The 22,522-nt window shown below is 73.2% G+C and carries 20 protein-coding genes; 5 read left to right on the top strand and 15 right to left on the bottom strand.

What is annotated here, in order from left to right; translation table 11 throughout:
- Positions 1-206 precede the first annotated feature (206 nt).
- The 9 genes from ACS5RC_RS15380 to ACS5RC_RS15340 form a co-directional block, all read right to left on the bottom strand.
- Positions 207-1,010 carry an MBL fold metallo-hydrolase gene (locus tag ACS5RC_RS15380; protein ID WP_478344735.1) on the bottom strand — a complete coding sequence of 268 codons (804 nt, stop codon included), beginning with the start codon at positions 1,008-1,010 and terminating at the stop codon, positions 207-209.
- A gap of 43 nt (positions 1,011-1,053) precedes the next feature.
- The gene (locus ACS5RC_RS15375) at positions 1,054-1,893 is read right to left on the bottom strand and encodes a TatD family hydrolase (protein WP_478344734.1); all 840 of its coding nucleotides are present in this window, start codon (positions 1,891-1,893) and stop codon (positions 1,054-1,056) included.
- 148 nt (positions 1,894-2,041) lie between these two features.
- Positions 2,042-3,601 (bottom strand): methionine--tRNA ligase, encoded by a 1,560-nt coding sequence (gene metG / locus ACS5RC_RS15370; protein ID WP_478344733.1) that lies wholly within the window; start codon positions 3,599-3,601, stop codon positions 2,042-2,044.
- A gap of 47 nt (positions 3,602-3,648) precedes the next feature.
- The gene (locus ACS5RC_RS15365; protein WP_478344732.1) at positions 3,649-4,713 is read right to left on the bottom strand and encodes a DNA polymerase III subunit delta'; all 1,065 of its coding nucleotides are present in this window, start codon (positions 4,711-4,713) and stop codon (positions 3,649-3,651) included.
- Positions 4,703-5,386: a dTMP kinase gene (tmk, locus tag ACS5RC_RS15360; RefSeq protein ID WP_478344731.1), complete on the bottom strand. Its 684-nt coding sequence runs from the start codon at positions 5,384-5,386 to the stop codon at positions 4,703-4,705. Before tmk ends, ACS5RC_RS15365 begins: the two co-directional genes overlap by 11 nt.
- 7 nt (positions 5,387-5,393) lie before the next feature.
- On the bottom strand, positions 5,394-6,623 hold the full coding sequence (locus ACS5RC_RS15355; protein WP_478344730.1) for a D-alanyl-D-alanine carboxypeptidase family protein: 1,230 nt from the start codon (positions 6,621-6,623) through the stop codon (positions 5,394-5,396).
- A 214-nt stretch (positions 6,624-6,837) separates the two neighbouring features.
- Complete coding sequence (locus ACS5RC_RS15350) at positions 6,838-8,241, bottom strand: septal ring lytic transglycosylase RlpA family protein (RefSeq protein ID WP_478344729.1); 1,404 nt, start codon at positions 8,239-8,241, stop codon at positions 6,838-6,840.
- A gap of 363 nt (positions 8,242-8,604) precedes the next feature.
- A complete protein-coding gene (locus ACS5RC_RS15345) occupies positions 8,605-8,928 on the bottom strand; it encodes a ribbon-helix-helix domain-containing protein (protein ID WP_478344728.1) in 324 nt (107 codons plus the stop codon).
- Complete coding sequence (locus ACS5RC_RS15340) at positions 8,912-9,550, bottom strand: division plane positioning ATPase MipZ (protein ID WP_478344727.1); 639 nt, start codon at positions 9,548-9,550, stop codon at positions 8,912-8,914. The genes ACS5RC_RS15345 and ACS5RC_RS15340 overlap by 17 nt, the downstream gene beginning before the upstream one ends.
- A 340-nt stretch (positions 9,551-9,890) precedes the next feature.
- Here ACS5RC_RS15340 and ACS5RC_RS15335 point away from each other — a divergent pair, with 340 nt between their 5' ends.
- Both ACS5RC_RS15335 and ACS5RC_RS15330 read left to right on the top strand, forming a co-directional pair.
- Positions 9,891-10,451: a PAS domain-containing protein gene (locus tag ACS5RC_RS15335; RefSeq protein WP_478344726.1), complete on the top strand. Its 561-nt coding sequence runs from the start codon at positions 9,891-9,893 to the stop codon at positions 10,449-10,451.
- Positions 10,452-10,780: 329 nt separating this feature from the next.
- A complete protein-coding gene (locus ACS5RC_RS15330) occupies positions 10,781-12,412 on the top strand; it encodes an acyl-CoA synthetase (protein WP_478344725.1) in 1,632 nt (543 codons plus the stop codon).
- 25 nt (positions 12,413-12,437) lie between these two features.
- Here ACS5RC_RS15330 and ACS5RC_RS15325 read toward each other — a convergent pair whose 3' ends face one another.
- Both ACS5RC_RS15325 and ACS5RC_RS15320 read right to left on the bottom strand, forming a co-directional pair.
- Positions 12,438-14,681 carry a TonB-dependent siderophore receptor gene (locus ACS5RC_RS15325; RefSeq protein ID WP_478344724.1) on the bottom strand — a complete coding sequence of 748 codons (2,244 nt, stop codon included), beginning with the start codon at positions 14,679-14,681 and terminating at the stop codon, positions 12,438-12,440.
- A gap of 321 nt (positions 14,682-15,002) precedes the next feature.
- Positions 15,003-16,244, bottom strand: a complete 1,242-nt coding sequence (locus tag ACS5RC_RS15320; protein ID WP_478344723.1) for an alpha/beta hydrolase — start codon at positions 16,242-16,244, stop codon at positions 15,003-15,005.
- Between the two features lie 898 nt (positions 16,245-17,142).
- Here ACS5RC_RS15320 and ACS5RC_RS15315 point away from each other — a divergent pair.
- Entirely contained in the window at positions 17,143-18,456 is a 1,314-nt protein-coding gene (locus tag ACS5RC_RS15315) for an outer membrane beta-barrel protein (RefSeq protein WP_478344722.1), read from the top strand.
- 19 nt (positions 18,457-18,475) lie between these two features.
- Here the strand turns inward: ACS5RC_RS15315 and ACS5RC_RS15310 are convergent, their stop codons facing one another.
- Positions 18,476-18,832, bottom strand: coding sequence for a DoxX family protein (locus ACS5RC_RS15310; RefSeq protein ID WP_478344721.1), 357 nt, complete (start codon positions 18,830-18,832; stop codon positions 18,476-18,478).
- 347 nt (positions 18,833-19,179) lie between these two features.
- Here ACS5RC_RS15310 and ACS5RC_RS15305 point away from each other — a divergent pair, with 347 nt between their 5' ends.
- Positions 19,180-19,431, top strand: a complete 252-nt coding sequence (locus ACS5RC_RS15305; RefSeq protein ID WP_478344720.1) for a hypothetical protein — start codon at positions 19,180-19,182, stop codon at positions 19,429-19,431.
- Positions 19,432-19,709: 278 nt separating this feature from the next.
- Positions 19,710-20,123, top strand: coding sequence for an EF-hand domain-containing protein (locus tag ACS5RC_RS15300; protein WP_478344719.1), 414 nt, complete (start codon positions 19,710-19,712; stop codon positions 20,121-20,123).
- A gap of 121 nt (positions 20,124-20,244) precedes the next feature.
- Here the strand turns inward: ACS5RC_RS15300 and ACS5RC_RS15295 are convergent, their stop codons facing one another.
- From ACS5RC_RS15295 to ACS5RC_RS15285, 3 genes are all read right to left on the bottom strand, one after another.
- Positions 20,245-21,552 carry a peptide-binding protein gene (locus ACS5RC_RS15295; protein WP_478344718.1) on the bottom strand — a complete coding sequence of 436 codons (1,308 nt, stop codon included), beginning with the start codon at positions 21,550-21,552 and terminating at the stop codon, positions 20,245-20,247.
- Positions 21,553-21,625: 73 nt separating this feature from the next.
- Complete coding sequence (locus ACS5RC_RS15290; protein ID WP_478344717.1) at positions 21,626-21,862, bottom strand: helix-turn-helix domain-containing protein; 237 nt, start codon at positions 21,860-21,862, stop codon at positions 21,626-21,628.
- Entirely contained in the window at positions 21,862-22,458 is a 597-nt protein-coding gene (locus ACS5RC_RS15285; protein WP_478344716.1) for a DUF2975 domain-containing protein, read from the bottom strand. Before ACS5RC_RS15285 ends, ACS5RC_RS15290 begins: the two co-directional genes overlap by 1 nt.
- Positions 22,459-22,522: the final 64 nt, after the last annotated feature.

Here is a 22,522-nt window from a genome sequence, read left to right as displayed (position 1 = left end):
CTGGAGACAACAACAGAGGACCGCCCGGCTCTCACCGGAGCATCCCGTCCGTCGTTGTCAGAAGAAGCGTCGGCGCCCGGTCCACTCTCGCGGCCGGCGCCGATGACCAGGGGTATACGGATCGCGAGCCGGGGCGTCAACACCTTTCTCGCATCCGCGAGACGATCGGCGTCGCATGGCCTGTCGCGGCCCCTCCCCGCCCGTCGCTACAGGTCGAGATCGAGGCAGAGGCCGTCATAGGCCGGGACCACGTGGTCCGGCAGGCGCCCGGCCAGGGTGCGGTAGTCGAGATCGGTGTGGAGGTTCGTCAGCACGGCCCGGCGCGGGCGCACCCGCTCGATGAGCGCGAGCGCCTCCGAGACCGAGTAATGGGTCGGGTGCGGCGTCTCGCGCAGGGCATCGATGATGAGGAGATCGAGGCCGTGCAGCCGCGCCTCGCTCGCCGCGGGGATCAGGCTCACGTCCGGCACGTAGGCGGCGGGGCCGAAGCGGAAGCCGAGCGCCGCCTCGTTGCCGTGCTCGACGGGAAGCGATTCCGCGCCGATCGTGCCCCCCTCCCCCCGGATCGTCACCGCGCCGGGCTGCGCCAGATCGCGCAGGTCGAGGATCGGCGGGTAGGCGCTGCCCGGCGGGGTCTCGAAGCAATAGCCGAACCGGGTGGTGAGGAGCGCCCGGGTGATCGCGTCGGCGTAGACCGGGATGCGCGCGCGCATCTGGATCACCAGCGGGCGCAGGTCGTCGATGCCGTGGGTGTGGTCGGCATGGGCGTGGGTGAACAGCACCGCGTCGAGATGGGCGACGCCCGCGTCGAGGAGCTGCTCGCGCAGGTCCGGGGCGGTGTCCACGAGAAGCCGCGTGGTCCGCCCCGCCTCCCGCCGCTCGACGAGGATCGAGCAGCGGCGGCGCCGGTTGCGGGGCTCCTGCGGGTCGCAGGCGCCCCAGCCGTATCCGACGCGCGGCACGCCGCCGGACGAGCCGCAGCCGAGGATGCGCAGGTTCAGCGTCGCCATCCGGACCTCCCGCAAAGGTGGTATCCTGGGCGGGCGCCTCCTGTCACGCCTCGACGCCCGCCCGGCCGGGCGTCTCCGGGTCGGCCCTGTCGCCGGCTCGGTCGGACAGGGCAGCCTTGTCGAACAGCCGGTGGAAATTGTCGGTGGTGATCCGGGCGAAGGCCTCGGGGGCGAGGCCCAGCGTCTGGGCGAGGGAGCGCGCGGTGTCGGCGGTGTAGGCCGGCTCGTTGGTGCGCCCGCGATGGGGCTCGGGCGCCAGGAAGGGCGCGTCGGTCTCCACCAGGATCCGGTCGAGGGGCACGGCGCGGGCGATGTCGCGCAGTTCGTGCGAGCGCCGGAAGGTGACGATCCCGGAGAACGAGACGAAGAGGCCGAGCTCCACCCCGGCCTGCGCCAGCCGCGGGCCGGAGGAGAAGCAGTGCAGCACCGCCCGGAACGGCGCCCGCCCCATCTCGTCGGCGAGCACCCGCTCCATCTGGGCGTCGGCGTCGCGGGCGTGGATCACGAGGGGCAGGCGGGCGAGCCGCGCCGCCGCGATATGGGCGCGCAGCACCCGCTCCTGCACGGCCTCGGGGGCGGCGTCCGCGTAATGGTAGTCGAGCCCCGCCTCGCCGATGCCGACGCAGCGGGGTGCCTCGGCCAGCGCCGCGATGGTCTCCGCGGGGACGTCCGGCTCCTCGGCGGCCCCGTGCGGGTGGGTGCCCACCGTGTACCAGACCTGTGAATGCGCCTCCGCGATCGCCCGGTAGGTGTCGGCCTTGGCGACGCGGGTCGAGATGGTGAGCATCCGGGTCACGCCCGCGGCCTCGGCTCGGGCGATCACGCCGGGCAGGTCGGCGGAAAAGTCCGGGAAGTCGAGATGGCAGTGGCTGTCGATCAGCATCGTTGACCTGGGAATTCAGGGATCCCGACGGGTGTTCCACCCGTCGGCGGGGTCTCGGGGCGGAGCCCCGAGGTGGCGGGGCCATGCCGCAGGGCGCCACCCTGCACCCGCGAAAGGTCTCGCCCTGTCGAAACCGGACCGTTCGTCCTCACGCCGCCGGCGCCTCGGGCTTCTCGAAGCGGGGGAAGATCGGCGCGGGAGCGGGCAGCGCCGTGCCGGCGGCGAGGCGGGCGGCCGGCTCCGCCTCGGCGAGCGTCCGGCGCCCGGCCGGGACGGCGAGGAGGTCGAGGAGCTTGGCCGCCGCGCCCGGCACGAAGGGCTGCACCAGGAGGCCGACGAGGCGCAGCGTCTCCAGGGTGACGTACAGGACGGTGCTCATGCGCGCGGGGTCGGACTTGCGGAGCTTCCACGGCTCCTCGCCCGCGAAGTAGCGGTTGGCCTCGGCCACCACGGCCCAGATCTCGCCGAGCGCGATATGGGGCGCGGGCACCTCCATCGCGGCCCGCGCCTTGTCCCGCAGGGCCTCGGCGGCGGCGAGCAGCGCCGCGTCGGCCGCGCTGAAGTCCCCCGGCTCCGGCACGGCGGCGCCGCAGTTCTTGGCGACCATCGAGAGCGAGCGCTGGGCGAGGTTGCCGAGATCGTTGGCGAGGTCCGCGTTGATGCGGGCGATGATGCCCTCGTGGCTGTAGCTGCCGTCGCCGCCGAAGGGGACCTCGCGCAGCACGAAGTAGCGCACCGGATCGACGCCGTAGGTCTCGACGAGGTCGATCGGGTCGACCACGTTGCCGAGCGACTTCGACATCTTCTCGCCCTTCGAGAGCAGGAAGCCGTGGCCGAAGACGCGCTTCGGGAGCGGCAGCCCGGCCGACATCAGGAAGGCCGGCCAGTAGACCGCGTGGAAGCGCACGATGTCCTTGCCGATCACGTGCAGGTCCATCGGCCAGAATTTTGTCCGCGGATCTGCCTCGTCCGGGAAGCCCGTGACCGTCAGATAGTTCGTGAGCGCGTCGACCCAGACATACATGACGTGGCCGGGATGGCCCGGCACCGGCACCCCCCAGTCGAAGGTGGTGCGGCTGATCGAGAGGTCCTTGAGGCCCGAGCGCACGAAGCTCGCCACCTCGTTCATGCGGGTGTCGGGGCCGAGGAAATCCGGGCGCTCGGCGTAGAGGGCCAGCAGCCGGTCCTGGTAGGCCGAGAGCCGGAACAGGAAGTTCTCCTCCTCCATCCACTCGACGGGGGTGTCGCTCTTGGCCGAGCGGCGGCTGCCGTCGGGCGCCAGCACCGTCTCGGCCTCGTCGTAATAGGCCTCGTCGCGCACCGAGTACCACCCGGCATACGTGGCGCGGTAGATGTCGCCGTTGGCCTCCATCCGGCGCCAGAGCTCCTGGGCGGCGGCGTAGTGCCCGGCCTCCGTGGTGCGGATGAAGCGGTCGTAGGCGATGTCGAGGCGGTCGGCCATGGCCCGGAACGGGGCGGCGGTGCCGTCCACGTAGGCGCGCGGGTCGGTGCCGGCCCGGGTCGCCGCCTGCTGGATCTTCAGCCCGTGCTCGTCGGTGCCGGTGGAGAACAGCACGTCGTAGCCGTCGAGACGCTTGAAGCGCGCGATGGCGTCGGTGGCGATCACCTCGTAGGCGTGGCCGATATGCGGCGCGCCATTCGGGTAGGAGATCGCCGTCGAGATCCCGAAGGTCTTCTGGTTCGTCACGTCAGGTCCGTTTCGCGGGGTCCGGACCGGCGCCCGGACCGGGTCCGTCAGCCGCGCGCCGTGCCGGGGCCGGTGGCGCCCGCCAGGTCCGAGAACAGCGCGAGGAGGACGGGCCGGCGGTCGAGGTTGTAGATCGCGGCCTCCCGGGCGGCGCGGGCGAACTTGTCACATACCTCGACCAGGGCCGCAAGGCGGGCCGGGGGCTCGTGGCGGCGCCGTTCCAGCTCGGCCGAGACGAAGCGCTGCACCGTCTCGGAGACCGCCTCGAACAGGGCTTCCGCGTCGCGGCCGGCGAGCCGCTCGGCGAGCGCCAGGATCCGGCGCCAGTCGGGGTGGTCGGTGCGGGCGAGCAGGGTCGAGGCCTCGGCGACGATCCCCGCGACGCCCGGGTCGAGCATCGCCACCGCGCGGGCGACCGAGCCCTCGGCCATGGCCGCGGCGCGGGCGAGCGCCTCCGGCTCCGGCGCGGGGAAGGGCGGGGGAAACCCCGAGACCACCTCGGCCACCTCGCCCGCGCTCAGCGGGCGAAGCGCCAGCATCCGGCAGCGCGAGCGGATCGTCGGCAGCAGGCGGCCCGGGGCGTGGGCGAGGATCAGGAACAGCGCCCGGGGCGGGGGCTCCTCCAGCATCTTCAGGAGGGCGTTGGCGCTGTTGGCGTTGAGGTCCTCGGCGCTGTCGACGAGGCAGATGCGGTAGCCGGCATTGCCGGCGGTGCCGGTGAACAGCTCGAGGGCGCGGCGGACCGCGTCGACCGGGATGCGCGTCGGCAGCGTCTTCAGCCCCGGCGCCCGGTGGCGGCGGAGCGCCACGAGGTTCGGGTGGGACAGGGCCGCGACCTTGCGGGCGACCGGGTGCTCCGGAGGCAGGTCGCCCGCGCCGAACCCCTCCGGGTCGGCCAGGAGCCGGCGCGCCACCCGGTAGGCCAGCGTCGCCTTGCCGATGCCGGGGGGCCCGGCGATCAGCCAGGCATGGTGGAGCCGGCCCGCCCGCAGCCCCTCGGCGAAGGCGGCCTCGGCCGCCGCGTGGCCGACGAGGCGGTGGGTCTCGCGCGGGCGCGGCAGCCCGGCGAGATCGCCCGCCTCGACGTCGTCGGGGGCGCGTTCAGGCCGCATCGTCGGCCTCGCCGGGGACGCCGAGCAGGGGGGCCAGCGCCGGCAGGCGCCGGGCCAACACGGCGCGGATCTGCCCCGCCACCGCATCCGGCCCCGCCCCCGCATCGATCACGGCGCAGCGCCCCGGCTCGGCCTCGGCGATGGCCAGGAACGCGGCGCGCAGGCGCTGGTGGAAGGCCAGGGTCTCGGCCTCGAAGCGGTCCGGCTCGGAGCGCCCGGCCGCGCCGCGCGCCCGCGCCCGGGCGAGGCCCTCGGCCGGGTCGAGATCGAGGATCAGGGTGAGGTCGGGCCGGGTCGGGCCGACGACGACGCGCTCCAGCGCCGCGATCGTGCCCGGATCGAGCCCGCCCGCGGCGCCCTGGTAGGCCCGGGTCGAGTCGATGAAGCGGTCGCACAGCACCACCTCGCCGGCCCGCAGCGCGGGCCGGATGCGGCGGTCGAGATGGTCGATGCGGGCGGCGCAGAACAGCAGCGCCTCGGCGAAGGGGCCGTAGGGCTTGGCCACGCCCGCGAGCAAGGCCTCGCGGATCTCCTCGGCGCGGGCCGAGCCGCCGGGCTCGCGGGTGACGGTGACGGTGCGGGCCGGCCGGAGCGCCCGCGCCAGCCGCTCGACCTGGGTCGACTTGCCGGCCCCCTCCCCGCCCTCGAAGGTGATGAAGATGCCGGGATTCATCGCCGCGTCACGAGGGGTTGGCCACCTTCTGGGCCTTGTCCCCCGAGCTCCCCTTGCCCGAGGCCTTGTCGAGGGCGCGGCGGAACAGGTCGGTGCCCACCTCGAGCGCCGCGTCCATCGCCCGCTGCGACAGGGTGCCGACGCCCACCGCCGCGCCCGCGTAGAGCGGCTGGTCGAGGGCGACCGCCTCGCCCCGCATGATGCGCAGGCGCCCGACCTCCTGGCCCTCCTCCACGGGGGCGGCGAGCGGGCCCTGGTAGACGACGCGGGCGGTGACGCGGTCGCTGGAGCCGCGGGGGAGCAGCACCCGCACGGGCTTCTTCGCCACCAGGGGCACCGAGCCCGTCTCGCCGCCGAAGACCGAGGCCTCGGCCACGGTCTCGCCGGCTGCGAAGATCTGGCGCGGCTCGAAGGCGCGGAAGCCCCATTCCATCAGCTTGCGGCTCTCCGAGGCGCGGTCGCGGGCGGTCTTGAGGCCGGAGATCACCAGGATCAGGCGCTGGCCGTTCTGCACCGCCGAGCCGGTGAGCGCGTAGCCGGATTCGTCGAGGAAGCCGGTCTTGAGCCCGTCGGCGCCGATATCGAGGGTCAGCAGCGGGTTGCGGTTCTGCTGTTTGATCTTGTTCCAGGTGAACTCGCGCTCGGCGAAGATCTTGTACAGATCCGGATAGGTCTCGATCAGGTGCAGGGCGAGCCTGGACATGTCGCGGGCCGTCACCCGCTGGTCGGGCGCCGAGTAGCCGGTGGCGTTGCGGAAGGTCGAGCGCGTCAGCCCGATCTCGCGGGCGCGCTGGGTCATCATCCCGGCGAAGGCCTCCTCGGAGCCCGCCATGTTCTCCGCGATGGTGATCGCCGCGTCGTTGCCCGACTGCACGATCAGGCCGCGCAGCAGGTCCGACATCTTGATGCGGCTGTTCACCTGGGCGAACATCGAGGAGCCCCCGCCCCCCGCCCCGCCCCGGCGCCACGCGTCCTCCGTCACCGTGAACTCGGTGTCCATGGAGAGGCGGCCCGATTTCAGGGCCTCGAACACGATGTCGGTGGTCATCAGCTTGGCCATGCTGGCCGGGGCGAAGGGCTCGTCGGCCGCCTTCTCGAACAGCACCGAGCCGGAATCCACGTCGATCAGGATCGCGTGGGGCGCCGCGGTCTGGAAGCCTTGCGCGCGCGGAGCCGGGACGGGCGCGAGGGCGAGGGCGCAGGCCGCCGCCAGAATGGTCCAGAGGGATGTCCGCATCGCCGTCTCCCGCGCGCCGGCCGGGGGGCCCGGATGGCCCCGCTCGCCCGGCGTCTCAACGCCTGTCGCACCGGTCGTCGCGGGGCCGGGCTCGGCCGGGCGTCCCGCACGGTGCTATGGCCGGATAACAAGCGTGACCATAAAGCGGTTTCCTCGCCGGATCGAACGGGAAAACGCCGCACGGGCCGGGAAAAGCGCCGGCCGCGGGCCCGCCTCAGTAGATGCCCGCGAGCCGTTCGCCCCGGTGCGGCGCGAGGGCCTTCTGGGCCGGGTTGCCCGCCACGGTGTTGGCCTGGACGACCGTCCGGCCGGCCGGGACCTTCTCGCTCGGGAGCTTGCCGGCCGCGACCTTGCCGGCCGGGACCTTGCCGGCCTGCGCCCCGGCACGGCCGGGCTGGACGCCCGCCGGGCCGCCCGGCGGGACCGCCGCGAGACGCGCCATCGCGAGCCTGGCCGAGACCGGCATCGCCGCCGGGCCGCCCGGCCGGGCGGCAGCCTGGGCGGCGCTTCTTTGGGCGACGACATCGTGAGCGGCGCCCTGCGCGGAGCCAGAGCGCACCGGCGCGGCCGCCATCATCCGCGCCCCGCCATTTCGGGCGTCGGAGCCGCCATTTGGGGCGCCGAAGCCGCCGCTTCGGGCGTCGAGGCCGCCGCTTCTGGAGCCGGCGCGGGCCGTCTCGGCCGGGTTGAGGGCGGCGACCGCGGTCGGCCGGAACGCGGCGGCGCGCGGCGCCGTCGGCTGCAGCGCCGCCGGGACCGAGACGGCGGCACGGGCGAGCATCACCGGCGGGCGCGCCGGGCGCGGCGCCTCCTCGGGCTCGGGGGCGGGCTCGGGCCGGAAGGCCAGCGGTGCCCGGGCCGGCTTGGCGAAGCGCTCCGCCGCCTCGTCCCCGGAGGGTCCGAGATCGGCCAGCATCACCGGGCTGCGGCTGCCGCGCGGGCGCCCGTCGGTGCGCAGCGTCGCCATCAGCTTGCGGTCGTCGCTGCCGGCCACCGACGCCTTGCCGATATACTCCACCCGCACGTGGGTGGTGCCGCGGTTGTGGAAGGCCAGCGCGTGGGCGACCTCCTCGGAGACGTCCATGACGCGGTTGGCGTGGTAGGGGCCGCGGTCGTTGACGCGCACCACCATCGAGTAGCCGTTCGTGGTGTTGGTGACGCGGGCGTAGCTCGGCAGCGGCAGGGTGGGATGCGCCGCCACGATCGCGTGGCGGTCGAACACCTCGCCGTTGGCGGTCATGCGGCCGTGGAAGGCGCTGCCGTACCACGAGGCCTCGCCCTCGCGGACGTAGCCCCGGGCATCCTCGCGCGGCACGTAGGTGCGCCCGGCCACCACGTAGGGCTTGCCGGAGAAGCGGCGTCCGCCGCCCTTCGGGATCACGTCGCCCTCGTTGTAGAGGCGGGGGCTCGCCTTGACGCCGTATTTGGGGTCGCGCCCGTCGCCGGCCGGCCCGCCCGCGAATTTCTGCGGGTTGGTGCTGCAATTGGCGGTGGCGAGCGCCACCGCGGAGACCGCCAGCAGGCGCAGGAGCGGGCGCCGGTACGGGGACGCGCCGGGAAGCCGGGTCAGGGCCGGGCGCGCCTCGTCCGGCACCCGCGGAAGCGTCGTTCGCGCCATGCCACTCAACTCGGCCCACTCCCGGATCCGCGATCCGGCGCCCCACGAACACGGGACGCCCGGTCCGGCCGGCCGCTGGAACGGGCCGCCCGACGCACCGAGAATTGTCGCGACGCCGTAAAGGAAGCCTGAACGCCGCCGCCGGATCGGATCCCGACCCCCGCGATCCACAGCCGATCCGTCATGATGCGGCGCGCGAGGACATCCGCGTACCGCGTTGTGCCGCCTCGCGGATCCCGGCTCGGCGATCCGCCCGCCGAGGATCCGGCGCCGCGAGCCGCGTTCCGGCGGCAGCGAACGTCGCGAATCCTCGTGCGGCCTCTCAGGAACCGTCTCTAAACCATTGCCCCACTGCCGGAAGGCTCAATGCCCGTCCGGATCGTTCAGCTGCGCGATCGAGCGGGCGCCGCGCTGGCGGAACAGCAGGTCGAGGGCCTCCAGCATCAGGCCGTGCATCTTGGTGCGCTCGGCATGGGCGATGTCGCGGAGCTGGTCGTAGACCGGCGGCTCCAGATAGACCGACATCTGCCGCGCGCGCTCCTTCAGGGTGGCGGGCGACCGGCGCTGGGCCTGGGGCAGGTCGAGCTGGACGATGTCGGCGCTGCCCTGGGCCGGGCGCTGGCCCCCGGGCCGCGGCGTCGCCGAGGCCACGATCGCCGCGAGGCTGAGCTTAGGCGGCCTTGACATGCTTCACCGCCTGCGTCCGCCGCTCGATCCAGCTCCAGAGCCGGCGCACCTCGCCCGCGGCCTGGCCCTTCGGGTTGAACTCGGTGACGCCCTGGCCGAGGCCGATGGCGTCCTGGTGGTCGGTGCGGGCCACGATGTTGACGTCGGGCAGGATGCCGAGCACGGCGAGCCCGTCCGCGGCGTCGCGAATGCGGTAGGAGCGGGGCGGGGTCTGGTTCAGCACGAAGGCGAAGCGCTTCTCCAGGCGGTAGACCGCCGCGAGCGTCGGCTTGAAGGCGCGCAGGTCCGCGGGCGTCGGGCGGCACGGGATGATGCAGAGGTCGGCCGCGCGGATCGCCGAGAGCGTGCCGGCGGAATCGACGCCGGGCGTGTCGATGAAGACGTAGTCGTAGGCCGAATCGCGCAGGCGCTCCATCACCGCCTCGATCTGGGTGGCGTCGATCTGGGCGACCTCGGGCCCCTCGGCGGTGCGGTGGTCGAGCCAGTCGGAGACCGTGGCCTGCCGGTCCATCTCCAGGATGCACACGGTGTGCCCGGCTTCCTGCGCGGCGACCGCCAGGGAGATGCAGAGCGTGCTCTTGCCGCTGCCCCCCTTCTGGGTGACGAACGTGATCGCTTTCATCCCGAACCCCCTCCGCATGCCCGCTGGCCGGCCCCCGCTCGGGGCCCCGCCGCGAGCCGGGCCTTGCTCCCGGATCCCGCGCCCACGCGCGTCCTGTGACCCAAGGATTCTGCGATCCGAGATCTCGGGGATTATGGTTAAGGGAGGGTTAAGGCTGCCGGGGCCTCGGGGGGTCGGTCAGGTCCGATTTCTAAATCTGAGGTTTTGAATCTCACGAAAGCCGGGCCGGGCCCTTTCGCGGGAACGCATTGTGTCATAACTTGAAACACTCCGCTCGCCTGGGACCGGCGATTATAAACCTCAGGTTTCCATGGCGGGGGCGGGGCGGCAGAGGAAATCCATGGCAGAAGCCCTGATCCCGCAGGCGATGCTCGATGCGTCCGGAGTCGTCGGCGCCTGGATCCACGATCACTGGACCGGCAGCCTCGTGCTCTCGGCGCCCTTCGCGAACCTGCTCGGGCTCGACCCGGCGGCGGCGGCCCAGGGCGTGCCGCTCGCCGCCTTCCTGGACGGGACGCATCCGGAGGACCGGGCGCGAATCGAGAACTACCTCCACGTCGTCGGCGAATCCGGCGGGCCGCTGGAGGCGGAGTTCCGCACCCGCGGCACCCGCGAGGGCGTGCGCAAGCTCTTGATGCGCGGCCGGATCGAGCGCGATGCGACCGGCCGCAGCGCCCAGGGGCGCGGCATCGCCATCGATCTCACCGAGAACCGCGCCGCCGACCTGCATCAGGCCGAGCGCCTCGTGAACCGGATGGCCGAGCACGCCATCGCCCTGCGCAGCCTCGCCGAGGCCCTGCGCCGGCCCGAGCTGGTGACCCGCGTGGAGAAGCTGATGATGGAGATCGGCTTCGAGCTGGCCCGCTACCTGCGCGAACCGGAGCAGGGCCCGCGGCACTGATTCCGCCGGAACCGGGAATATCGTCCTTCCTGCAACTTGAGATTTAGAGGCCCGCGCAGGCTCGGATCGCGCGGCCGGGGGCGGCGCCGGCCGGCTGCCGCGGGCCCGCTCGGAGCCGTCCGCGTCGCGGCCCGGCCGGGTCCCTGCCGAGCTCCTGTCGAGCCCTTGCCGAGCTCCTGCCGAGCTCCTGCCGGGACGGACCTTTGCCCCGTCAGGCCGTTGCGGGAGCGGGCTTTCTTTCGCCGAGCCGGTATCGACGTCGGCGCAAAGCCCTTTAGTGTCGCCCGCAAAGGCTCGGGCGTCTGCGCCTGGAGCCGTCGGAGGGAGCGATGCGCCGCGACACGATCTACGACCGGGACCTCGACCGCGTTCCGGCCAACCACCAGCCGCTGACGCCGCTGGGCTATCTCGACCGCGCGGCGCGGGTGTTCCCGGACCACGTGGCGGTGATCCACGGCCCCCTGCGCCGGAGCTACGCCGAGCTCTACGCCCGCAGCCGCCGCCTCGCCTCGGCGCTGGCGCGGCGCGGCATCGGGCGCGGCGACACGGTGGCGGTGATGCTCGCCAACACCCCGGCGATGATCGAGTGCCATTACGGGGTGCCGATGACGGGGGCCGTGCTCAACACCCTCAACACCCGCCTCGACGCGGCGGCGATCGCCTTCTGCCTGGAGCACGGCGAGGCCAAGGTCCTGATCACCGACCGGGAATTCTCCCGCACCATCGGCCCGGCGCTGGCGCGGGCGGGGGTGTCGCCGCTGGTGATCGACCTCGACGACCCGGAATATGCCGGTCCCGGCGAACGCCTCGGCAGCCTCGATTACGAGGCCTTCCTGGCCGAGGGCGATCCCGAGCATGCCTGGGCGCTCCCCGACGACGAGTGGGACGCGATCAGCCTGAACTACACCTCGGGCACCACCGGCGACCCCAAGGGCGTGGTCTACCACCACCGCGGCGCGGCGCTGCTTGCCATCGGCAACGTCGTCACCTGCGGGCTCGGCCAGCACCCGGTCTATCTCTGGACCCTGCCGATGTTCCACTGCAACGGCTGGTGCTTCCCCTGGACGCTCTCGATCGTGGCCGGCACCCATGTCTGCCTGCGCCAGGTCCGGGCCGAGGCGATGTACGCGCTGATGGCCGAGCACGGGGTGACGCATCTCTGCGGCGCGCCCATCGTGATGTCGCTGCTGATCAACGCGCCCGCGGCCGAGCGCCGCCCCCTGCCCCGGCGCGTCGCCTTCTTCACCGCCGCCGCGCCGCCGCCCGAGGCGGTGCTCGCGGGCATGCGCGAGGCGGGCTTCGACGTCACCCACCTCTACGGGCTGACCGAATCCTACGGGCCCGCGGTGGTGAACGCGTGGCACGCGGAGTGGGACGCCCTGCCGGCGGACGAGCAGGCCGCCCGGAAGGCGCGCCAGGGCGTGCGCTACCCCGTGCTCGAGGGCCTCGACGTGCGCGACCCCGAGACGATGGCGCCGGTCCCCGCCGACGGCGCCACGATCGGCGAGGTGATGATGCGCGGCAACGTGGTGATGCGCGGCTACCTCAAGAACCCGGCGGCCACCCAGGCGGCGTTCCGGGGCGGCTGGTTCCGCACCGGCGACCTCGGGGTGATCCACCCCGACGGCTACGTCCAGCTCAAGGACCGCTCGAAGGACATCATCATCTCAGGGGGCGAGAACATCTCGTCGATCGAGGTCGAGGACGCCCTGTTCAAGCACCCGGCGGTGGCCGCCGCCGCCGTGGTGGCGCGCCCCGACGAGAAGTGGGGCGAGACCCCGTGCGCCTTCGTCGAGCTGAAGCCCGGCGCAGCGGCGAGCGCCGAGGACCTGATCGCGTGGTGCCGCGAGCACCTCGCCGGCTACAAGCTCCCCCGCCACGTGATCTTCGGCGAATTGCCCAAGACCTCCACCGGCAAGGTGCAGAAATACGTTCTGCGCGAGCGGGCGCGGGAGGCGTGAGACGGGCGCGGCCGCCCGCGCGGCCTCACCACGTGTAGCTCAGGCTCGCGATCACCCGGCGCGCGTCGCCGTAGAAGCAGGAATTCGCCGACTGGCAGGAGGAGACGAAGCGCCGGTCGGCGATGTTCGAGGCGTTCACGGCCAGGCGCCACTTGTCGAACGTGTAGTGCACCTGGGCGTCGAACAGCACGTAGTCCGAGACCTTCAGGCTGTTGGCGACGTCCGCGTAGGAGCGCCCGACGTAGCGCACGCCGCCGCCGAAGCCGAAGCCGCGCCAGTCGCCCGTGGGGATCGTGTAGTCGAGGAAGACCGAGGCGAAGGTCTCGGGGACGTTGACCGGGGTGCGGCCGATCCGGGCCGGGTCGGCATCCTTGATGGTGACGAGGTCGTAGCTCGTGAAGGCCGCGACCGCGTTGAGGCCCTCGGCGAGGCTGACGTTGAGCTGCGCCTCGAAGCCGGTGGAGCGGACCGCGCCGACCTGGGTCTGGAACAGGGTGTTGACGGGGTTGGGCGTCAGCACGCCCTGGCGGACGATGTCGAAGCCTGCGAGCGTCAGGAAGTAGCCCTGCCCCGGCGGCTCGAACTTCACGCCGCCCTCGATCTGGTCGCCCGTCTCGGGCCGGAAGGCGAGGCTGTTGATGTCGCTGCCGATCTGCGGCTGGAACGAGGAGGAGTAGCTGATGTAGGGCGCGAGCCCGAAGTCGAAGTTGTAGATCAGCGCCGTGCGGTAGGTGAGCGCGTTGTCGCTGCGGCCGTTGCTGGCCGAGGGGGTGAGCAGGTTGCGCACCCGGTTGTCGGCGAAATCCTGGCGCAGGCCGAGCACCAGGGTGAGCTGGTCGGTGAGCTTGATCTGGTCCTGGGCGTAGAGGCCGAGCTGGGCGAAGGTGTCGGCGTTGACGAGATAGGGCAGCGGCGCGGCGACGCGCAGCCCGTAGACCGGCGCCTGGATGCTGAGATCGGGCGCCGGGAAGGTCGAGGCCTGGTTGTCGTGCAGCTGGTAGTTCTTGTAGTCGAGGCCGAGCAGCAGGTCGTGCCGGAAGAACCCGTCCGAGAAGCGCGCCTCGGCCTGGTTGTCGACCTGGAACAGGTTCACCCGGGCGCTGTCGCGGAACTGGTAGCGCGCGAGGCGCGTCTCGGCGGCGTCGCTGTAGCCGAGCTGGCCGATATAGGAGTTCTGGAAGCTCTCCAGGTACGAGTAGCGCAGGTTCTGCCGGACGGTCCAGGTGGCGTCGAAGGCGTGCTCGAATTCGTAGCCCGCGAAGGCCTGGTCGCGCCGGAAGGTGTTGAGGCCGGCATCGCCGACGTTGAGCGAGCGCGGGATGCGCAGGCCCGAGAGGTTCGGCCGCACGGTGCCGGAATAGGGCAGGAAGTTCGAGGTCACCGCGGTGGCGTCGTGCTGGTAGCTCGTCAGCACGGTGAGCGTCGTCGCCCCGTCCGGCTTGTAGGTCAGGCTCGGCGCGATGTAGCCGCGGTCGTCGGGCGCGCCGTCCACCTGCGTGCCGCCGACGCGCCCGAGGCCGGTGAGGCGGTAGAACCAATGCCCGGACTCGTCCGCCGGCCCGCCGAGGTCGAAGGCGGCGTAGCCCTGCCCGAACGAGCCGCCGCCGACCTCGATGGTGCGCAGCGGCTCGAGCGGCGGGCGCTTCGAGACCTGGTTGATGATGCCGCCCGGCGTGCCAGCCCCGAACAGGACCGAGGCGGGGCCGCGCAGCACCTCGATGCGCTCCATGCCGAAGGTCTCGACCTTGAAGTAGCCGAAGCCGTAGTTCAGCAGCTGCAGCCCGTCCCGGTAGACCCCGTAATCGCTCGCCACGAAGCCGCGCAGGGTGAAGTAGTCGATGCGCGTGTCGGCGCCGAAGGTGCCGGAATAGACGCCCGCCACGTACTGCGTCGCCTGCGTCAGGGTCTGGGCCTTCTGCGCGTCGATCTGCGTGCGCCCGACGACCGTGATCGATTGCGGCGTCTCGATCAGGGGCGTGTTGGTCTTGGTCGCGGTGGCCGAGCGGGTGGCCACGAAGCCCGCGACCGGGCCGGTCGGGCTCTCGACGGTCCGCGCGGCCGGAGCGGGGCCCGGGGCCGCGACGGGCGCGGGCGCGCCGCGGCTCTCCACGCTGATCTCGTCGAGCCGCACGCTCGCGGCCGCGGGCGCAGCCTGGGCCATGGCCGGCCGGGGCAGCGGGACGGCGAGGGCGGCCAGCGAGACGCCGGCCAGGGCGAGGCCCCGCAGGGCGGGGCGAGCGACGGAGGGCGGGCGCGGGAACGGGGACATGGGACGCGGAGACCTTGCCATGCGGCCAGCCGGCAGCGTCGCCCGGATGGGACCGGACCCGCGCCTGCGGCACTTTAGAATAATGCTAAGCTTCTGGAAGTATTGGCGTTTCTGAAATCCGGCCTACGGCCGGGCCGCCGCGCGCGCAAGCGTTCCCGCCCGGGTTTCCGGCCGGTGTGGCGGCGGAGGCACAACCCTGGATGGGTCGGGCCGGGGCGCTTCCCCGGTCCGCGGGCCGTTCCGATCCGCACCCCGCGGCGGCCATCCGCGCGGGCTCCCGCCCCGCTCCGCGGGGGTGGGGCGAACCTGCGCGGTCCGGCCTCAGCGCAGCCGGCCGGCGATCCAGCCGATCAGGGCGTCGGCGACCTGATCGCTGTTCTTCTCCCCCATCATCATGTGGCCGTTGCCGCGGATCCCGGCCTCGGCGAGGCGGAGGGTGTCGGGCTTCGCGTCGGCCTGGGTGAGGAAGGACACGGTGCAATCGTCGGTCGCGGCCCGGAACGAAGCCTCGGCCGTGACGATCAGGGTCGGCACCCGGGCGAGGTTGGGGAGCTTGCGCGCCGGCTCGCCCTGGAGCCAGCAGCGGATTCGGCCCTCCGCGCTCGGCGCCTTGGCCTGGACCACCGCGAGGTCCTCGGGCGAGCTCACCGGCGGGGCGAAGGTGAGGGGGACGCGGGTGAGGCCGTAGGCGCGGGCGCGGCCCTCGCCGGTGCGCTCGTAGAAGTCCTTGCCGCCGCGGAAGCGCACGTCGAAGAAGGGCGGCCCGCTGGGCTCCACCGCGACATGCGCCTTCACGAGGTCGGGCCGCGCGTCCGAGACCGTCCAGCCGAACAGGCCGCCCTGCCCGTGGGTGAGCAGGATCGCCGGGCCCACCTTCTCGATCAGCGCCGCGAGCGCCGGCGCCATCAGCTCCTCGGTCTGCTGCGTGTTGGCGAGGTAGGGCACCTGGCTCGCCACGAACTGGTCGAAGGCCGGGTTGCCCTGCACCCCCGCCCCGCCCGGCCACTGGGTGTGGAGCTTGGCCTGCGGGAACAGGTCGTAGACCTCCTGGGCGGTGTAGGTCTCCTCCAGGGCGCGCGCCGAGATCCGGGTATAGGGCCCGTAGACCTCGGGATTGGTGCCCGAGCGCCCGCGCCCGACCTGATCGATCACGTAGACCTGGAAGCCGCGCTCCACGAAGCGCTGGACCCAGCCCGGGCGCCCGTCCGGCGTGCCCAGGAAGTTGACCCCCGTCTGCGAGATGCCGTGCACCATCACCACCGGGTAGGGCTGGGTGACCTGGGCCGGGCTCCGGGACTGCACGAACATCTGCCCGACCATCACGGTCTTGTCCTCGACGCGCTGGTAGCGCCCGCCGATGTAGAAGTACCCTGTGACCGTTCCGGCCGGTGTCCCCGGCCCGGTCGCTGCGCCCTGCCCGGCCGGGGCGTCCTGGGCGGTCGGCGCCCCCTGCCGGGCCTGCGGGCCCTCGGCCCCGGCGGGGCCCGCGAGGCAGGCTGCGAGGCCCAGCGCGGCGCCGAGCCCACGCCCTGCGCGCCTGCGTCCGGCGGCTGCGTCCGACATCGCTCTCGTTCCCCCCGCTCCGGCGCTGCCCCGGCCGCGCCTTATCGCGGGAAACCGGGTTGCGGACCAGTCTGATCACGCCACGGTGACGCGCCTTTGAACGCTCCCGGCGCATCCGCGGCGGCGGGCCGTTGACGGCGCATTAACCCCGTTTGCGTACCGCTGGTTAACCATGCGGACGGCTCGCGCCGTCGTCGAGGCGCGCCCGGTCGGCGCACCCCGCTGGCGGAGAGGCCGGGGCCTGTGCAGGGTGTGAGCGCCGAGCGCACGGAACGGAACGGGACGGGGCCGCGCGCGGGCATCCTGGCGCTCGCGCTCCTCGTCGGCCCGCTCCTCGCCGCACCCGGCCCGGCCGGCGCCCAGGGGCGGGGCCCCGACGCCGACGCCGCGGGCGCCGATTACGGCCCGTCCGATCCCTCCGATTCCGGGCCGATGCCGGGCCTGCGCCGCGGCCTCGGAGACGGGTCCGGCCTGGGCGGCACCGCACCGGACGCCGGTCGCGACGCCCGGCTCGGCAGCTCCGTGGGCGGCCCCCTCGGCAATCCGCTCGGCGAGTCTCTCGGCAATCCCCTCGGGCCCGCACGGTCCCCGGCCCTCGCCACCGGCTCGAGCCTGCCGCGCGCCGGCGCGGCGACCGGGCCGGGACGATCCGCGGACGGATCAGGCCGATCCGCAGACGGGTCGGGACGATCCGCGGACGGCCGGGCGGATCCGGGCGGCCCGGAGGGCGCCGCCCTGGACGGGCCGCCCGGCGCCGACGGGCTGCCCGGGCTCGGCCGGCCCGGGACGCCCGCGCGCCTCGGCGGCATCGGCGGGAGCAGCCGGGCGCTCTCGGCGCTCCTGCGCCGCCGCGCCGCCGCGGCGGGCCGCCTCGCCGACGCAGCGCCCGGTCCGGGAGGTGACGCAGATCCCCTCCGCGGCCCAGCGCCTCGTCCCCGTCGTCCAGAACCCGGTCGTCGGCGTGCCGCTACCGCTCTCGCTCGCGGCCTTCGGCGGCAGCCCCCTCCTGGGCCTGGTGACGCCGGGCGCGCTCCTGGCCAACGGCCTGCGCCGGCCGCTCGCGGCGGACGACCCCTACGCGCCGCTCGGGATCAAGCTCGGCAGCATCACGGTCCTGCCGGCCTTCACCCAGAGCTTCGGCTACGACAGCAACCCGGACCAGCGCTCGGCCCAGACGGCGCGGGGCTCGGCGGCCTTGCGCAGCGAGGGCGAGCTCGCCTTTCGCAGCGACTGGTCGGGCGCGGAGCTCGCCGGAGACCTGCGCGGCAGCTATCTCGACTTCCCCCAGAACGAGCCGGCGAGCCGCCCGAGCGCGGTGGGCGCCGTCCGCCTGCGCGTCGATGCCAGCCGCGACCTGCGCTTCGACGCCGAGGGCCGCTTCCTCGTCGACAGCCAGCGCACCGACAGCGTCGACCTCCAGGCCGCCGGCGCCACCAGCCGGCCGCTGATCGCCGGCTACGGCGTCACGCTCGGGGCCACGCAGAGCTTCAACCGGCTCTCGGTCTCGCTGCGCGGCCTCGTCGACCGCAGCGAGTTCGAGGATGCCCGGCTCTCCAACGGCACGGTGATCCGCCAGAGCGACCGCAACCAGAACCAGTACGGCCTGCGCCTGCGCACCGCCTACGAGATTTCCCCGGCGGTCAGCCCCTTCGTCGACCTCCTGGCCGACACCCGCGTCTACGACACCGCCCGCGATTCCAGCGGCCTCCGGCGCGATTCCGACGGCGTCGCGATCACCGCGGGCGCGGCCTTCAGCCTCGGGGCCTTCGTCACCGGCGAGATCTCGGCGGGCCTGCAGCACCGCACCTACGTCGATCCCGCCCTGCGCGATCTCGACGCGCCGCTGTTCAACGCCGCCATCGCCTGGGCGGCGAGCCCGCTCACCACCGTGCGCCTCGGCACCGTCACCAGCGTCACCGAGACCACGCTCACGGGCTCCAGCGGCGCCATCACCCAGGCGACGACCCTGGAGGTGCAGCACGAGCTCCTGCGCAACCTCTCGGTCACGCTCGGCGGCGCCTTCCTGCAGAACAGCTACCAGGGCTCGTCGATCCGCGAGACCGGCTTCTCCGCCACCGCCAAGGTCGATTACCGCTTCACCCGCTGGCTCACCCTGCGGGGCACCTACATCTACCAGCAGAACGACAGCACGGTCGCCGGGCTGAGCTACAAGGACAACACCTTCCTGCTCGGCGTGCGGGTGAACCCCTAAGGCGGCGCCGGCGCCGCCCTCAGGATTCGGCGAGGCCGAGCGCGGCGGCGCGCAGGCGGCGGCGCTGGGCGTAGGCCACGAACAGCAGCAGGGCGAGCAGGATCAGGGCCGGCAGCGCCAGGAGCACGGGATCGCCCGCGCGCAGGTGGCTCGCGACGGCGCCGACCATGACGAGAGCCAGGAGCCCGGCGCCTAGAGCCGCGTAGCCGCGAAACAGCAGCGCCGCGGCCCCGATCACCTGGACCACGCCCACCGCGTACATCAGGCGCAGATCGTAGCCGAAGCGGGTGAAGCCCGCGACCTCGAAGGCGCTGCCCGCGAGCTTCATCGTGCCGGCCGCGAGGAAGACCGCGCCGAGCAGGCCGCGCAGGACCATCCCGGCGATCCTGACCCTGTGCCCCGTCCTGCCCATCGCGCCGCGCCTCCCCGTCGCACCGGCCCGCATCGTCGCTGCGGCCCGCACGATCCTAGAGTGCCCGCCCGCGCGCGATCAATGCCCCGACGACGGGACCGCGCCGCTCGCGGGGGTCGGCCTCCACGGCATCCGATAGGGGTCCGCGATAGATTTGGCGCCGAAGACTTGGTGCCGATGGCAGGATCAACGCGGATCTCCCCGAGCAGAACAGCGCATTCGTCCTGCCGGCACGGTGCGGGTCGACAGTCGAGGGGGAACGATCATCGCCGGGAGGTGTTGGCCTTCAGACCCGAAACCCGGAGATTTGCATGAAGACTATCCTGATCGGCGCCGTGATCGCCGCCTCCATCGCCAGCGTGGTGCCCGCCTCCGCCCAGCGCATCGATCTCGGGCCCGGCGGCCCCAGCCTCGACCTGCGCTCCCGCGGTCAGCGCGAGCGGGATTTCCGCCGCGACGACGTCCGCCGCGACCGCGATTATGACCGCCGCGACATGTACCGCCGCGAGCGCTTCGACGACGACCGCCCGCGCGGGTCCATGCGCCGCGGCTACGGTTACTGAGAGCCGCGGCTACGGTTACTGAGCGCCGCGGCTACGGCTCCTGAGCGCCACGGCTCCTGAGCGCCGCGGCTGCGGCTCCCTGGGCCGCACGCCCGAAGCCGCCGCGGAAGGGCCGCTCCGCCGGCCCTTCCGGGAATTCGGCCTCGCGGCTTGACCCCCGTCCGGGACCCGAATCCGGGAAAAATGCCGCAGCCGCGGCCGTCCGCCCTCCCCGCCCCTTGTGCGCCGCACAGGCGGGCGCTAGGAAAACCGACAGGTTTTTTCGGGAGAAAGTGGCAATGACCCTTCGTGTTTCCAGCGGCTTCGCGGCCCTCGTCCTGGCCGCCACCACGCTCGCGGCCCCGGCCGTGCTCGCCAAGCCGATGGGCGGCGCCGGCGCCGTCAAGATGATCGACACCGACAGCGACGGCACGGTCGACATGAAGGAAGTCGAGGCCGTGGCCTCCGCCACCTTCGACCGGCTCGAGAAGGATGCCGACGGCACCCTCGACAAGAAGGAGCTCAAGGGGCGCCTCAGCGCCGCGGGCGTGAAGATGGCCGACCCGGACAGCGACGGCACCCTCGACAAGAAGGAATACCTCGCGGCGGTGGCCGAGCGCTTCAAGGCCGCCGACCCGGACGGCGACGGCACCCTCGACGCCAAGGAGCTGAACTCCAAGGCCGGCAAGGCGCTGATCGCGCTGATCAAGTAAGCGCCCCGCCCAGGGCCCGACGGTTCGAGGCCGCTCCCGAAAGGGGGCGGCCTTTTTGGTGCCGCTCAGGCGCAGCGCGGGCTTGGCGATGCTGGCTCCGCGCGGATCATCCGGACCCGGATCAGAAGGGCACGGCCGTCGCGTCGACCCGGACGGTGCGCCCCGCGCGCACAAGATCCAGGTGGCGCCGGGTGCCGGGCCGGCCCGCGAGCGCGCCGAGCGCGGCCTCCGGCGGCGCATGGTCGAGCGGCAGACCGTCCACGGCGACCAGCCGGTCGCCGGCCTCGACGCCGGGGACCAAGGGCCGGCCGTCCCGCTCGGCCACCCCGGCGACCGCGTAGCCGCCGCCGCTGCGCCTGAGCGTCAGACCGATCCCGTCGAGGTCGTGCGGGTCGGCCGGGCGCTGGCGTTGCCAGTAGCTCACGCCCGCCGGGTAATCGATCGCCAAGCGGACATCCCCAAGGACGTTGCCGCCGAGCCATCCCGCCACCGGCCCGGGCGCACCCGCCTGCCAGCGGTCCCAGAACACCTCGCCGAGGAGGGCATCGCCGACGCGGCCGAGGAGCGGACCGGTGCCGAGCGCTCCGACGTCACGCAGGGCCAGATCGCCGAGCCGCAGGTCCGGCAGGCGGATGACGGTGCCGTCGCGTTCGAGCCCGAGATCGGCCAGGGCGAGGTTGCTGCGCCCCACCGCCCCGTTCGCGCGATACCAGTCAGGATGGCTGCGGAGCCAATCCGCCACGATCTCGCCGCGCAGCCACGTGTAGGGCGCGCCCGCATCGAGCACGAGCGGTACGCGCATCCCGGCGATCCGGGCCTCGACCGCGGCGACGCCCGTCCGGGGATCGACGCGGATCGGCACCGGCACGCCCGCAAAGGCGAGCGTGCCGGGCGGAGCGAGGGTCAGGGTCCGGGCCGCCGGATCCAGCACGACCTGGAATTGGCGCAGCATCCCGGCGGGGATCACCGCCTCGACCACCTGCGGGGCGAAGAGAAGCGACAGCAGGTCCAGTCCGTCGAGTTCTCCCGGCCCGGCCGTCACTGCCCCGGCGGCGACCGTGATCGCGACGTCCCCGATCCGGACAGCGAGATCACGGCCTTGGTCGAGCCCGAGTTCGTGGTAGAGGGCGCGCGATAGCACCGGTGCGGCAGCGCCCATGTTCACCCAGGCTCGCACGCGCCGCATGCCGCCATCCGGCCGGGCCGCGATGAGCTCGATCACGGGGCGGAACGCCACGAGGGTGAACGGTACGGTGGTGCCTGCGGCCGTGCTGGTCCTTGGTCCGGCGGGACCGGACCGTGCCGGCGCGATGCCGGCCGAGGCCTGCCACGCCACCTTGACCGCGCCGTCGCGGGGGGCCGGGTGGCAGCCCGCCGGCAACCAGGACGCGAGAAGACAGAGGGCGGGCAGCCATCGCGGCAGGGACATGGCATGCGTCTCCGGTCCGCCGCTCACGCGAGCGGCGGATAAGTCAGGTCTCGGGGTTCGAGCGGCGGATAAGTCAGCCCGTCCGGCGGGTGTCCTCCGCGTCCGTGCCGGGCCGGTATTCGAGGATGTCGCCGGGCTGACAGTCGAGCTCCCGGCAGATCGCCTCGAGGGTCGCGAAGCGGACACCCTGGACCTTGCCGGATTTCAGGAGGGAGAGATTGGCCTCGGTGATACCGACGGCCCGGGCGAGATCCTTGGACCGGAGCTTGCGCCGGGCGAGCATCAGGTCGAGGCGCACGACGATCGGCATCAGACGAAGCCGTCCCGATCCTGCTCGACCGCGCGGCCGATCCGCATGACCTCGGCGAGGACGAGACAGACGGCTGCGAGGACCAGCGCCTGGAGGGCGGAGGGATGCAGCCAAGCGAGGTCGACGCCGTGCCCGGCGAGCAGGACCAGCCCGTGCCCGACGGCCGGGGCGAGCGCGAAGGCCACGAGCCAGAGGCCGACGCGGCGCAGGCCGGCGACGCTGCAGCCCCCGAACGGGATGCCCGCGGCGTACCCGCCGGCGAGGCCCCGCAGCTCGGCGAGCACGAGCAGGGTCGGCGCCGTATCGAGGGCGAAGGTGGCCGCGTAGGCCAAGCGCGTCGGCCAGGGCAGCGCACCGAACCGGACGAGGCCGGCGACGCCTGCAGGCGCCGGCCCGAGATAAGCGGCGCCGGGCGCGAGCCAGAGCCACCCGCCTCCACCGGCGAGCCCCAGCGTCAGCACGGTCGTGGCGAGGAGCGCCGTCGCGCCGAACAGGCCGGTGACGAGACGGACGAGCCAACGCCCGCCTCGGCGCAGGGCCGGATGCGGCAGCTCGGCCACATCGGCGGGCGATGAGAGGGGGACGACGTTCGACATGCAGCCTCCGCAGCCGCATCGTTATTGCCGAGCAATAATTTTTTGTCAAACGACGATAAGAGTC

This window comes from Methylobacterium sp. HJ2 (assembly GCF_056431005.1).
The sequence above is the reverse complement of the archived record's forward strand: the minus strand, read 5'-3'. Positions and strand labels throughout refer to the sequence as shown.